We start from the raw sequence: 14,449 nt of genomic DNA, 5'->3' as shown, positions 1-14,449 counted from the left end.
GGAATATTATGAACTCAACATACGACTATATTATCGTTGGTGGTGGCATTGTTGGTGTGTCGACGGCATGGCAATTACAGCAAGCTCACCCTGATAAAAGTATCCTTTTAGTCGAAAAGGAGCGTGGCTTCGCGCAGCACCAAACTGGCCATAACAGTGGTGTGATTCACGCTGGCGTTTACTACGCTCCGGGCAGTTTAAAGGCGGATTTTTGTAAGCGTGGCGTAGAGCGCACCATCGCCTTTTGCAGTCAACACGATATCCCTGTCGAAAACTGTGGCAAGCTGTTGGTCGCGACCAATGAGCAGGAAGTGGAGCGCATGAACGCGCTCTATCAACGTTGTCATGATAACGATATTGATGTCGACCTCTTAGATCAAGCGCAACTGAAACTTGCAGAGCCTAACATCACCGGTTTGGGCGCGATTTATGTCAAAACCACCAGTATCGTGGACTACAAAAAAGTCACCGAAGTGATGGCTCAAGAGTTTGTTGAAGCGGGTGGTAAGCTCAGTCTAGGCACGGAAGTGATTATGGCGGATGAGCAAGAAGATGAGGTGCAGTTAACGTGCAAAGTCGATGGTCAGACTCTTCAACTAAATAGTCGATTCTTGATCACTTGCTCTGGTTTGATGGCCGACAGAATGACCAGCATGCTTGGCATTGAAACCGACTTCCAAATCGTCCCTTATCGCGGTGAATATTATCAGTTAGACGCTAAGCACAACCAAGTGGTGAATCACCTTATCTATCCTATCCCTGACCCAGAACTGCCTTTCTTGGGCGTGCATTTAACACGCATGATTGATGGCTCCGTAACAGTAGGGCCAAATGCAGTTCAAGGTTGGAAGCGAGAAGGCTATGGCAAGCTTAACTTTAGTTTCAAAGACACTTGGCAGATGCTGAGCTTTGCGGGCTTTTGGAAGGTGACTGCGAATAATCTGAAAACCGGTTTGGTCGAGTTTAAGAACTCGTGGTGGAAACCGGGCTATCTAAAGCTAGTGAATAAATATTGCCCGAGCATTACGGTGTCAGATTTCAAACCTTACCCAGCAGGCATTCGCGCCCAAGCGGTCCTCAAGGATGGCACCTTAGTTCATGATTTTCTGTTTGCCGAAAGCCCAAGAAGCTTGCATGTATGTAACGCGCCATCGCCGGCAGCGACTTCGGCAATGCCGATTGGCGAATACATTTGTGGCAAGGTGATGAAAAAAACGTCTTAACTGTTAATTGAACTAATGGCTTGTTTGTTCGAACAGAGCTTTTCATAGCAAGTGAAGAACGTAGACAATAAAAAATCCGCAAGCTCCAATCTATTTATGATCGTGGGCTTGCGGATTTTTAGTTTTAGCCGTGTTTACTCGGTTAAACGTTAGTCAATTAACTAATCTTACAGCTAATCAGGCACGAAGTTAGCGACGATGGTGACATCGTTAAAGTTACGGTAGCCGCGTACCATGATGTTGAATTCCCCCGCAGGCTTGTTCAATACACACTGTTCGTTGCTGCTGTTCTGGTATGGACGGCAGTCGTAGTTCGCTTTCGATACGGTGCCGTTGTGTTTCACGTAAAGGTCGGCATCGCCACTACGAGGGCCTGTTAATGTGACCGTTAACTGACCTGCACTTTCCGTTGTAAATGTGAAGAACTGCTCTTCACCATATCCTGCAGTAAGTCCTTCAACAGGCACGCCATTTTGCAGCTCTTTAGGGCCTGCAACGGGTGAATCAAGGCTGGTTTCGACAAGGTAAGCAATGGCTAGTTTGGCGAACTTGGTCGCGTGTGTCGCCGTAGGGTCGGAGTTCTCAAGCGTGTCGTGCTGGGTATGAATACTTGGGTTGTAATCATTGAACATGCTCTCGAATGGCATGGCAGCTGGGTAGCCAACATTGTGCCAAGAGGCGTGGTCAGAACAGGCATAGCCACAATCATCGAAACCGTAACTGATCTCACTAGCGTAAGTGTCGATCAGCTCGCTTAAGTAGGTGGTTAAGTTACTGTCGGTATAGTCTGTGATGAAGGTGATATCGTGCGCCGAACCGTTGTAGTTGGTCATGTCTAATTGCAGTACCGATACAACGTTGGCTTGCTCATCTCTTAAAGCGTTAGCGACATCTTGAGAACCACGTAGGCCCACTTCTTCTGCCGCATAACCATAAAACTTGATGGTCTTATCTGGTTGAATACCGCTGGCGATCATCAGGCGAAGCGACTCTGTTACCGTTGCAATGCCAGACGCATCATCATCGGCTCCCGGTGAGATGGTACCTTCGCTTGTCCAAGATCCTACCGTTGAATCAAGGTGTCCACCCACAACGACGATCTCTTCAGGATATTTAGCGCCAAGCAGTGTCACTTCAACGGATTTTTGAGGATACTCGGCATGCGTGATCTGGCGTGCAGACGCATACGGCACATCCTTAATTTCTGTTTCCCAACGTTCTAAAAGCCAATCTGAAGCAGCGACACCAGTAGAAGTAGTATAAAAACGGTTGGTGAAGTTGGTTAGATTTTCAATGGTCGTGACCATGTTGTTTGGCTCGACCTGAGCGAGTAGGTCATTCACCGTATCTTGATGGCTGATCACCGGCTTTTCGAAGCTGCTCATTGTCAATGGCATAGCCGCCGCTTTGAGAGCACTTGCTTTGTCTTCGTGCACCATGTAGCCACCACAACGGTGAGTTTCTTCGTGCATGTGGCTGGATAGTTTCGCCAGCTCTTTCTGGTTGATTTTCGCGACGATGGAATGCTTGTTTCCAGTCACGCTTGGATAAACCGTTGCGCCATGCTGAGTCATTATATGCTGTGCGTCAGCATCGGTGGTGATCCAAACTTCTTGGTTCGCTGGTGGTGTGATGCCTAGGGATGCGTAAGCCGAAGTACTGTTGATTAAGGCTAAAGAACCTCCGAGTACAGCCAAAGCTAGCATGCTTTTTTGAATAGCCATTTGTCGTCCTTTTTATGGTGAGTATTGTTATGTTGATGGGGGTGATTTTTGTGTAATGCGTGGTTTTTTCATGTAGGCGTTTCATTAGCTCATTAGCTCATTAGCTCATTAGCCAAGTAGCTCAATCGCGAAAAGGGCTCCCATAAGGAGCCCTGAATCTACTTTCGATTATTGAGTTTTAATGAAACGGTAGTGCTTGGTTTCTGAACAGATATCGCTTGAGGTACATACTTGGTACTCAACATCTACTGTGCCGTTGTGACGGAACTTGTCGACGTATGAGTTGAAGTCTGTAGCACCAACATTTTTGCCATTACGCTTAATCACGAAGTAGTCGTTGGTGTTGTAATCCCATGCCAGCTTAACGCGAGCTTTGCCATTCGGGTTTTTGTTACCAAACTTCAGTTTTAGTGGGAAGCCTTCCGCTGAGTCACCTTCAATCGTAATAGATTTGCTTGTTGATGTTGCAACGCCTGCATCGTCAGTCACGGTTAGGGTAATCACGTAGTCGCCAGCTTCAGCGTAGGTATAGCGAGTCACTTCACCTGTTTGTGTGTTGCCATTGCCTAGGTTCCATTGGTAAGAGACGATCTGACCATCGCTGTCCGAACTTGTGCTGCGCAGCTCTACTTCTTTGCCTACGACCGTGTGTTCGAAAGAAGAAACTGGCGGTACGTTAGCATTGCCTGATTCGTACGATGCTTTCAGATTCGCACCTGCGTAATCTGAGTAACCCAGAATGTTCACCGTGTAGCGACCGGCCGTTGGGTTTTCAATCACACACACTTCATCGGTTACACTTTCACTCTTACAGATATTCTCTTGAGAGCTTGGCGCATAATCTAGACCGACATACATATCTGGGTCACCAGTAGAGACAGCAAGATCAATTGTTAGCTTGTCTTGGCCTTCTGGTACTTCGATATCGAAGTAAGTTTTTGAGCCGGTTTCACCAGCAACCGCAGCTTCAACACCGTTTTCAAGGCGTTGATATTCCGGTTCTGGCGGCAGTGGTGGCTCGGCACATGGGGTAACACCCACAAGAGCGAACGCAGAAACAACGTCATCGGCATTGTAGCCAAGGTCGGTTGCTGAGTTTTTCACGCCACATGCACCTTGCCAGAAGTCACTGTTTTCCGACCAGTAGATTTGGTTAGATAACACGAAAAGCTCGAATGCTTTTTTGGTATCCCAACCTTGCGTGGTTGCAAGATGGTAGAAGGCTTTGTTAAACACACCAGAGCTGTAGTGAACATTCAAACCATCGTAGTACTCGGATGCATTATTGATTGAAGAACCATCTCGTGATGGATCGTCCATGTAACGCAGAGCGCCGTCGCCTTTAAAGATATTACGGCCGACCATCCAGTCGTTGGTGCCTTTCATGTAGTATTCTGCCGCTTCACCTGCCATATCAGAGAAAGCTTCGTTCATACCACCGGATTGGTTCGCGTAAACCAAACCTGAGTTTTGCTCAGTGAAACCGTGGCTCACTTCGTGGGCTGATACGTCTAGGCTAACAAGTGGATAGAAGAAGCTTTCACCATCGCCAAAGGTCATTGCCTTGCCGTCCCAAAATGCATTCTCGTAGTTGTTACCGTAGTGAACACGCATCATGAGTTTGAAAGAGAGTGGCGCAGTGTCGAACCAGTTCTTATACATGTCGAATACGATGTTACCGAAGTAGTGCGCATCGTTGAGTGGTGAGAATGCGCCGTTGACTTCTTTGTACTCGTTACGAGGACATTCGTAGCTGTAAGTGGTGTCGCCGTCTGTCGCACCGTTTAGGTCAACGGTAACGACATTTTCAGACTCCATCACACACTCTGTGCCATTTTCTACCACATCAAGGTAGTGGTAGTCGGTGCCGTATTCGTACATGCCTGTTTTTTCGTTGCCACCGGGGCCTGTACCGATCTGTGCGTGAGCAATACCTTCCCAGCGGTCGATAACTTCGCCGGTGTGCGCGTCTAGCATGGTGAATGGTCGAGTCGGCTGTTCGCTGCCTTCGACAAGATAAGAGATAACGTACACTAGGCGTGTTTTATCTGCACCTTGTGAGCCAATGCCTTGTTTATCAGCTCCTTGCTTAGATGCGCCCTGATAAATAAACAGCTCATGTTGTACGTTGTCTAAAGATTTGCTGGTTAAGCCCTGAACTTTGAGATCTTTACTCGCAAGCTCAACCGCTTGAGAGCTGTTGATCGATGGCTTAACAAAAGATCGCTCTAGGGTTGTCGTTTTAAGGTAGCTGCCTTGAACAGACTTAAGTGCGCCACCTTGTACACTTTGGGTGGCATTTAGGTAATGCCCCCAAACGGGTGTTCCCCAGATGTTCTGTTGGATCTTAACTTTGTAGACACCACGCTTTTTGAGGTTAACTTCCTTTACCATCTTAAAGCTAGAGGCGTTACTGACACCTAACTGAGAGTTCAACCCAGAAAAGCTAGTAAAGTTGATCGGTTGATCGATGTTAACGGATTCACTTGCATGTACTGATAAAGACATAGCACTCGCTATAGCAACGGCAACTAAACGCTTTTTCATTTTCATTGTTATTTTCTCTTTCCATGTAAAATCCATGAAAAAGTAACAAAATCATCACAACGAATTTACATCATTCGATCTGATTAATTAGTAGCATGGCAATGATCTCTTTTATTCATGAAACTTATATTTCTCGTATTTACAGATAGTTATCGTTTCTGTTTATTTTTGAACGCACTCATAGGTTTTATTTATAAAATTATGACAATTTTATTAGGTGTTGTTTTTTATTGGAAATTAAGATTTCTAGGTAAATAGATCTGTGCCTCAATTAGCGGGCTCTGGGTTGATAGAAGGATCAACGATTTGGAAATGTCAGTTTGAGCGAAAGACGATTATGCGAATTTAAAGGCAATTTTGATAAGAAATTGACGATTTTTGGGCTTATTTTCTGAATTGTTAGTTACAAGAGAGTTAGCCAAATGGGGATTTATTTGGCACAGAGCACAAAAACTGCTGGATGGAAAAAGCCAGCGACGGGTCACTGGCTTAGATTAACTTAGTTTGTGCAGGCTACTGATTAAAGGTACGTAACTAGTACACTTAGCTATGGTTTGCGACTAAAGCGAATTACTGCTTTTTACCGCCAACTTGAACATATTCAATACCAATAATACGGTTGATAACACCCAAAACAGAGGTCGTATCAGAATTTGTTGATGTAACGGTATCGACGGTTGCGCCTTCAGGAACCAATTCCATTGCACGATCTTGAGTGTTGCCCGGAACTTGGAAGCCTACAATGTTGAAGCTCTCAGCGTGCGCTGTGTAAACTTCTTCATTGTGGTTAATACCTGAACAACCTGCTAGAGAAACAATGCCTAAAACAACTAATAACTTTTTCATAAAAATACCTTAAGAATGATTGGAACCGAGATGGCAAGCCACAAAAGCAGTGTCGTGATTATCAAGATTCAATAAGTTCATGGGAGACAGCATCTCCCGACCGATGTTGAACATTATTCCAGAGGTGTTTTGTAGTTACTGTATGGGTTTGTCAGCTGAATCATTACACAGCTGAATGGTAATGGTGAATACCGCACCCTTTAAGGCTTGGCTCTGACCTACCTCCACGGTAGCGCCGTGTTGAGCACAGATCTTCTCGACGATAGACAGCCCTAAACCATGGCCGCTCTTGGCTTTGTTACGCGCTTTGTCGCCAACGTAAAAGGGTTCGAACAGGCGAGCTTGATGTTCTTGAGCCACACCATCACCGTCATCGTGTACCGCAATCTGTAGCTGATCTTGATGCACGGTCGCTGCAATCGACACTTGTGAGCGTGCGAATTTCATTGCGTTACGCACTAGGTTATCTAGTGCTCGGTTAAATAGCGTTTCATTCGCCATTATTGAGCTAGGTTGCTCTGGTAGCGATAGGTCGATGTTGAGCTGAGTGTCTTTGTTCCAACGCGCCATTGCGTGGTCGAGAAAGTCTCGAATCTCTAATGGCTTTTTTAAGTTTTCTAGGTCAGTGCTATCGAGTTTGGCGTAATACAATAGTTCATCGACCATCTTTTCCATCTCTTCCGTGTCTTCGACAATACTCTCAATCGTGCTTTCTTGCTCTGCGTTTAGCTGGGTGTCTTTCAACATTTCAGCTTGCCACTGAATACGGAATATTGGCGTGCGCAGTTCATGAGCGACAGCATTAGTGAGTGAGCGATTACTTTCTACCAAGCGATGAATTCGGTCGGCCATTAGGTTGAAGGATTTGTTCAGTGAACCAATCGCAATACCACTTGAAGTCTCGGCTCGTGTCGAGAGATCGCCCTCCGCAAAACGCAGAGTGGCAGACTCAAGCTTTTTGACTCGGCGGAAGATAATAAATAGATGACACAAGCCATATAAGATAAAGCTCGCTAAAAAGAACAACCAAATGAGGTCATCCTCCAACTCAATTTTTTGCCTAACGAACGCTTCACTGTTGGGAAGGTAGTGATAGGTATTGTCGCTGCTTGCTAAGCGAAACCATAGGTCACGCTCATCATCGTGAAAGATAAAGGTATTCGGATTGGTACTGAAGAACTCTGAAACGGGGCCTGGTATTTCATCGTCTGGGCTGAACGTAACCAGTTTATTTCGTGTGGTTTCTACAAATTGGTTTATCGCTTGATGAGCAGCTTCAAGACCCTGATTTTTAGCGATATTTTCGATCAATTGCTGGTGGGCAGTCGCTTCGTAATCTTCCAGTACATATTCGTAGTCGGTATTGAGCTGATAGACGCTAATCTCGTAGGCGACAAGGCCGGCCATGAAGCAAACTAACAGCCCTAATAGGGACTCCAAAAAGATACGTCGCATAATCGCTCTCTCTATTACGCTCGTATTGAGCGAGGTTAACGCCAGGCGGTCGAAACAAATAAGTAGCCTTTACCGCGAATGGTCTGAATTTTCTCTGCTGGTGTGTGGTCGTCGCCCAAAATCTTCCTTAGACGTACAACCTTGTTGTCAATCGTCCGGTCTATTCCGTCGTACTCAATCCCGCGCAATGTTTGCGTCAAGTAGTCACGAGATAACGGCGTGTCTGGGTTGCTTGCCAATAACCAAAGTAGGTCAAACTCGCTGTCAGTGAGTGATAAAACCGCACCATAAAGTTCACACTTCTTATAAGTGTTTTTCAGAACGAGTTGATCGAACTGAAGGGTGTCTGAGTCATCGACTGAAGCGGTATTGGTGTCTTGGCGGCGTAATAGCGAACGAACTCTGGCCAGCAGAACTCTTGGTTTGATTGGCTTGGTGACATAGTCATCAGCCCCTGTCTCTAAACCAGCGACGTGGTCAAAGTCGTCATCGCTAGCAGTGAGCATCAAGATTTTACCTTTATAGTGCGTACGCGTCTGTCGGCAGATTGTAAGTCCATCAGTTACAGGAAGCATCAAATCCAGCAGTACGATGTCAGGTTGCTCCGTGAGGATGGTGTGTGCGGCATCACTGCCATCGTCCAACACCGTGACATCAAAATCTTGCGCGACGAAGTAGTCCTGCAACATTTTCTGAAGTTTCAAATCGTCTTCCACGATGATCATTTTAGGTTTTGTCATTCCATTATCAGCCTTGTCGTGCGTTTCACTTATTGAGATTAGGTGAGCGAGTCTTCGTCGTGATGAACCATTACGATTATACGCTGTTGCATATAAGTTCAGATGCTTCGCCAAATACCTAAAGCGAATGATTAAACACTTTATAAGTTAGTTCAATGATGAATTGGCATTTATAGGAAAATAAAAAACATCGTTCAAATAGGCTCGACATTCTCATACATTCCCACGACAGATAAATTCAGCGCTAAACAATAGAATTTTCTCATCAAACATTTTGGGAATAACGGTATGAACGACTATAGAAATGCATTACTGGCGTTACCTTTGATTCTGTTAGCGGGCTGTAATTCAAGCTCTAACTCAGGTAAAGCTGCCACCAAAGTGCAAGCAAAACCTCAAGCAGATTACGTATTTTCATCAGCGAAACTGGGTGAGTTGTATAAAGAGCGACAAGAGGTCCAAGAATCCATAAAACTTGATTACAACGGTGTGCAGTATGAAATCGTTCTGTTTGCGGAAGATATTAGTGATAAGCAAAAAGTGGTTAGGCTTGCGGATAGTTTAGGTCAGAGTGTGGATCTGTACCTCCCTGATGCAGGGGCTGACGATTGTGCGATTTACAGTGAGGGTAAGTTTTTTGATTCATTTGATTGTGGTGTTGCTCAACGTTCAATCGGCAATGACACCACGTTAATTAACACGACGACGAATACTCATAAACCCGTCGAGCTTGAGTATCACAATGAACTGGTTCAATACGTGACTAGCCTTGGGTCTACCATTCTGAGTAACACTAAAAGTGGGAACAAGGTAACGATAACCACCTCGTTTGCTTTCAACGCTTTTTACCGTGATGTGCTCAACGAGACTGGCGCTGTTGATCGCATTACTTCCACTCTAGGCGCATCAACCTATTCTCAGCTTTTTGATATCGTGAAATTGTATCAAGGCAGTGAGATGACGTTGAAGTTTACCAACCATATTGGTGGAAGTGCCGACGATGATATCAATATGTACACCGGTCGCATGATCCACAGTAACAACATGACGACGATCGTAACGCCTACGGGGTCGGTGTTCTCTGGCGGCACGGATCTTTTCGCTGCGGGTAACCCACGAGTTTTGCAACGAGCAGATACCACTAAAGCCATTGAGCTTAATAAGCAGGTTGGTGTGCACAGTTGGGCTGAGGATGATAAAACAGCCAAAGACTTCCCATACACCAACGAAAGCCATCGCAAGCAAGCGACCTACTTTAAAAAGGTAATGGGAGACAAAGGAATCGACTTCTATATCTTTACGTTAGATTCTGCTCCGGCTTCTGGTGAACACTGGGTGACTAAGGCTGAGTCAGATAAATACGACTTCATCACTCGCATTGAGTAGCTTAGGCTTGCAATAACATTAGAAACGACTGAGAAGGTTGGTGATGACGCTGTTGTCGCCAACCTTTTTTGTTCATTTTTTGATTCGTTACCTGTGTTGATTGTGGATTTCCTTGTCTTAAATTTCAGTATGAAAATTCCTTGATACTTCCTTTCCACTCCCTCCCCAAAAAGTTTCTACAAGGACTCTCACTGATTGATTCTTGAACTTTCTAAGCAAAAACATTTGACCAATAACTATCACACCTCAAATCTTTAATTGTTTTCGTTAGTGCTCTAAATGATATTTAAGTTGTTGTTCCATAATGATTTTTGTTGTTTTGAATGTTGTGTTGTTACGAGTTTGTTTTAAATAATCATTTGAACCCTAACTAAATTTCTGTCATTTTATATTTAACTGAACGTTCAATATAAAATAAAAGGACTGAGAAATGCCGAAGGTTGGGATGCCTGATATACGTAAACCACAGCTTGTTCAAGCCACCATGACGGTGATTGATCGAGTGGGTTTGCATGCCGCGAGTATTGCGTTGATCAGCAAAGAAGCGGGAGTCTCCACTGGCATTATTAATCACTATTTTGGCGGGAAGCATGGGCTGCTCGAAGAGACCATGCGTGAAATCCTTCGCCAACTTTCTAATACCATCACGACTTCACTAAAAGCGCTTCCTGTTGATGCTCACCAACAGAGAATCAACGCGATCATCGATGGTAACTTCGAAGGTTACCAAGCAGAAAATAAGGTCGCGAAGGCGTGGTTGGCATTTTGGTCATATTCAATGCATGACGAACAGCTGAAAAGACTGCAGCGTGTGAATGAAAAACGTTTGATTTCACACTTACGTCTTGAGTTGAAAGGTATTTTGAATCATGAACAAGCGGATCTCGTTGCTCACGGGATTGCGTCTCTGATTGATGGTTTATGGCTGAGAGGCACACTAAACCCAGATGGTATCGATGCTCAAAAGGCGCGTGCCATTATCAATGATTATCTAGATAAACAACTTACGTTCTATTCGTGTCACAGCAAATAGATCGCAGTGGTAGCGTTAGACCTTGAGCTAGACCTAGAGCAAGAGCAAGAGCTAGAACGACCACTATTCGCACCCAATACTCACATATAGACCAGTAGAGTCTAATAACAATAATTAAGTCAGAATCTCAAATGGAAATGAACTCGTTATACATCGATGGCGCAGCGGTTAAAGCAACCTCTGGTGAAACCTTTGATAGCATTAACCCTGCCAACGGTGAACCTATCGCGACGCTAGGCCAAGCATCTTCAGCGGATGTCGACAGTGCTATTGAATCTGCGAAACGCGGATTTGCGGTATGGTCTGCAATGACCGCTGTGGAACGCAGCCGCATTCTTTTGAAGGCAGTGGAAATACTTAGAGCTCGAAATAATGACCTTGCAAACCTTGAGGTTGTTGATACGGGCAAGCCGCTGCAAGAAGCAATTGAAGTGGATGTGGCGTCTGGTGCTGATGTTATTGAATACTTTGCTGGCTTGGCACCAACGCTACAAGGCGACCAACAGCCGCTGAGTGAATCTCAATTTTTCTACACACGCCGCGAACCGCTAGGTATCTGTGCGGGCATCGGCGCGTGGAACTACCCTATCCAAATTGCGATGTGGAAATCGGCTCCAGCACTCGCTGCGGGTAATGCGATGATTTTCAAGCCTTCAGAAGAGACGCCGCTCACAGCTCTAAAGCTTGCAGAGATCTTTACTGAAGCTGGTCTTCCTGATGGCGTGTTTAACGTGGTTCAGGGCGATTACCGAGTAGGTCAAATGCTAACGGCGCACCCAGATATCGCGAAAGTATCGTTCACGGGCGAAACCGGTACCGGTAAAGCGGTAATGTCGGATAGCGCTAAGACACTGAAATCAGTCACCATGGAACTTGGCGGCAAGTCACCAATGATCGTGTTTGATGATGCGAAATTGGATGATGCAGTTTCGGCTTCGATGGTCGCAAACTTCTACACTCAAGGCGAAGTGTGTACTAACGGTACCCGTGTTTATGTACACAAAAATATCTACAACGCATTCATCGATCAACTTAAAACACGCACTGAGAAGCTGATCATTGGTAACCCAATGGACATGGAGACTCAGATCGGCGCGTTGATTTCTAAAGAACACCTTTCAAAAGTCCTTGAAGCAATTGAGCTAGCAAAACAGTCGGGTGCAACCCTGCTGACGGGCGGCTATCAAGTGACAGATAACGGCCTCGAAAACGGCAACTTTGTTATCCCAACCGTGTTTGTGGATTGCGAAGACAACATGCCTCACGTTCAGCAAGAAATTTTCGGCCCTGTGATGTCAGTGTTGAAGTTTACGGACGAAGACGATGTGATTCGCCGCGCTAACGACACCAAATATGGCCTTGCGGCTGGTGTGTTCACGCAAAACCTTTCTCGTGCGCACCGTGTTATTCATCAAATGCAGGCAGGTATTTGTTGGGTTAATACGTGGGGCGACTCACCAGCAGAAATGCCAGTTGGGGGTTACAAGCTTTCGGGTGTTGGCCGTGAAAATGGACCAGAAACCCTACTTCACTATACGCAGACTAAGAGCATTCTTATTGAACTTGGCGACTACGCCTGCCCTTATGCCTAACGCGTAACACTCAATTTTATGGGTTAGCTTAACAGAGCTAGCCCTACTGACTCATCTCAGGGAAATCAAAACATGGAACAACGCTACGATTATATTATCGTCGGCGCGGGTTCGGCCGGCTGTGTGTTAGCGGATAGGCTAACGGAAAGCGGTGAACATAGCGTTTTATTACTGGAAGCTGGTGGCACGGATAAGAGTATTTTTATCCAGATGCCAACCGCGCTTTCTTACCCAATGAATACTGAAAAGTACGCTTGGCAATTTGAAACAGAGCAAGAACCGGGCCTTGATGGACGCGAACTGCACTGCCCACGTGGCAAAGTGTTAGGCGGCAGCTCATCAATTAACGGCATGGTTTATGTTCGTGGCCACGCGTGTGATTTTGACCAATGGGAAGAAGAGGGCGCAGCGGGTTGGAACTACCAAGCATGCTTACCTTATTTCCGCCGTGCTGAATCATGGAACAAAGGCGGTGATGAATACCGTGGCGACAATGGCCCTGTCGGCACTTGTAACGGTAACGATATGGAGCTCAACCCGCTTTACCAAGCGTTCATCGATGCAGGTAAAGACGCCGGTTATCCAGAAACCAACGATTATAACGGCTACCAGCAAGAAGGCTTCGGCACCATGCACATGACGGTAGACAAGGGTGTTAGAGCCTCAACCTCTAACGCTTATCTACGCCGTGCATTGAAGCGTTCAAACCTGACCTTAAAGAAAGGCATCGTGGCGCGTCGTTTCCTACTTGAAGCACAAGACTCAAATGGCCAATCGGGCTTGAAAGCGGTTGGTGTCGAGTTTGAAAAGTCAGGCAATACCCAGGTGGCTGTGGCGAACAAAGAAGTGATCTCTTCTGCGGGTTCTATTGGCTCGGTTCAACTGCTGCAGCTTTCTGGTATCGGCCCGAAAGCCGTGCTTGAAAAGGCCGGCGTTGAAGTTAAACACGAACTAAGCGGTGTCGGTGAAAACCTTCAAGATCACCTAGAAGTGTACTTCCAATATCACTGCAACGAACCGATCACACTCAACAGCAAGCTTGGCTTGGTGAGCAAAGGCATGATTGGCGCGGAATGGATTCTGACTCGCAAAGGTCTGGGTGCTACTAACCACTTTGAATCGTGTGCGTTCATTCGCTCTCGTAAAGGATTGAAGTGGCCAAACATTCAATATCACTTCCTGCCAGCAGCGATGCGTTACGACGGACAAGCGGCCTTTGATGGTCACGGTTTCCAAGTACACGTTGGGCCTAATAAGCCAGAAAGTCGCGGTACGGTTGCGATCACTTCTGCTGATCCGCATGCCAAGCCAGAGATCATTTTCAACTACATCTCGACTGAGCAAGACCGCCAAGATTGGCGCGATTGTATTCGTCTAACGCGTGAGATTTTGTCTCAACCAGCAATGGATGCTTACCGAGGTGAAGAGATTCAGCCGGGTCTAAGTGTGACTTCCGATGAAGCAATCGACGAATGGGTTAAACAGAACGTGGAAAGTGCGTACCACCCTTCATGTGGCTGCAAAATGGGCGCTGATGATGATCCAATGGCAGTGCTTGATGAAGAGTGTCGCGTTCGCGGCATTGATAATCTGCGCGTTGTTGACTCATCTGTTTTCCCTGTTATTCCGAACGGAAACTTGAACGCCCCGACCATTATGGTGGCTGAGCGTGCTTCCGATTTGATTTTGGGTAAGCCAATGCTCAAAGAGCAGGACGTTCCAGTGTGGATTGCACCTGAATGGCAAGAGAAGCAAAGAATCAATAAACCAGTAAGAGAAGCGTAAGCCTCTGTTATTGAGATAAAAATAATAAAAAGTAACAACCAAAATTAGTCAAAAGTCAGCAAAACTGCCCTGATTAGTATGAGTTAGGGCAGAAAAAGGAAAGATAAAAAGGAATCAT

The 14,449-nt window shown here is 45.8% G+C and carries 10 protein-coding genes; 5 read left to right on the top strand and 5 right to left on the bottom strand.

Annotated features, from left to right (window positions below):
* Positions 1–8: 8 nt before the first annotated feature.
* Positions 9–1,223 (top strand): L-2-hydroxyglutarate oxidase, encoded by a 1,215-nt coding sequence (gene lhgO, locus AB6E78_RS15720; protein WP_017084923.1) that lies wholly within the window; start codon positions 9–11, stop codon positions 1,221–1,223.
* A gap of 173 nt (positions 1,224–1,396) precedes the next feature.
* On the opposite strand, the gene AB6E78_RS15715 is transcribed toward lhgO, so the two are convergent.
* The 5 genes from AB6E78_RS15715 to AB6E78_RS15695 form a co-directional block, all read right to left on the bottom strand.
* Positions 1,397–2,947, bottom strand: coding sequence for a M28 family metallopeptidase (locus AB6E78_RS15715; protein ID WP_372133924.1), 1,551 nt, complete (start codon positions 2,945–2,947; stop codon positions 1,397–1,399).
* Positions 2,948–3,115: 168 nt separating this feature from the next.
* Positions 3,116–5,500, bottom strand: a complete 2,385-nt coding sequence (locus tag AB6E78_RS15710; RefSeq protein WP_372133925.1) for a M4 family metallopeptidase — start codon at positions 5,498–5,500, stop codon at positions 3,116–3,118.
* A 564-nt stretch (positions 5,501–6,064) separates the two neighbouring features.
* Positions 6,065–6,340 carry a hypothetical protein gene (locus AB6E78_RS15705; RefSeq protein WP_004732471.1) on the bottom strand — a complete coding sequence of 92 codons (276 nt, stop codon included), beginning with the start codon at positions 6,338–6,340 and terminating at the stop codon, positions 6,065–6,067.
* Positions 6,341–6,475: 135 nt separating this feature from the next.
* On the bottom strand, positions 6,476–7,795 hold the full coding sequence (locus AB6E78_RS15700; protein ID WP_372133926.1) for a sensor histidine kinase: 1,320 nt from the start codon (positions 7,793–7,795) through the stop codon (positions 6,476–6,478).
* Positions 7,796–7,830: 35 nt separating this feature from the next.
* Entirely contained in the window at positions 7,831–8,535 is a 705-nt protein-coding gene (locus tag AB6E78_RS15695) for a response regulator (RefSeq protein WP_017065179.1), read from the bottom strand.
* Positions 8,536–8,823: 288 nt separating this feature from the next.
* Between AB6E78_RS15695 and AB6E78_RS15690 the strand changes: the two genes are divergently transcribed.
* The 4 genes from AB6E78_RS15690 to betA all read left to right on the top strand — a co-directional run bounded on the left by AB6E78_RS15690 (position 8,824) and on the right by betA (position 14,331).
* A complete protein-coding gene (locus AB6E78_RS15690; RefSeq protein WP_229647605.1) occupies positions 8,824–9,921 on the top strand; it encodes an alpha/beta hydrolase in 1,098 nt (365 codons plus the stop codon).
* A gap of 430 nt (positions 9,922–10,351) precedes the next feature.
* Entirely contained in the window at positions 10,352–10,954 is a 603-nt protein-coding gene (gene betI, locus AB6E78_RS15685) for a transcriptional regulator BetI (protein ID WP_004732441.1), read from the top strand.
* 131 nt (positions 10,955–11,085) lie between these two features.
* Positions 11,086–12,546, top strand: coding sequence for a betaine-aldehyde dehydrogenase (gene betB / locus AB6E78_RS15680; protein WP_372112198.1), 1,461 nt, complete (start codon positions 11,086–11,088; stop codon positions 12,544–12,546).
* Between the two features lie 72 nt (positions 12,547–12,618).
* On the top strand, positions 12,619–14,331 hold the full coding sequence (gene betA / locus AB6E78_RS15675; RefSeq protein ID WP_048610268.1) for a choline dehydrogenase: 1,713 nt from the start codon (positions 12,619–12,621) through the stop codon (positions 14,329–14,331).
* Positions 14,332–14,449 lie beyond the last annotated feature (118 nt).

The organism is Vibrio sp. 10N.247.310.98, assembly GCF_041467395.1.
GTDB classification, from domain to species: domain Bacteria; phylum Pseudomonadota; class Gammaproteobacteria; order Enterobacterales; family Vibrionaceae; genus Vibrio; species Vibrio crassostreae_C.
Note: the sequence above shows the minus strand (reverse complement) of the source record. Positions and strands in the feature narration are given on the sequence as shown.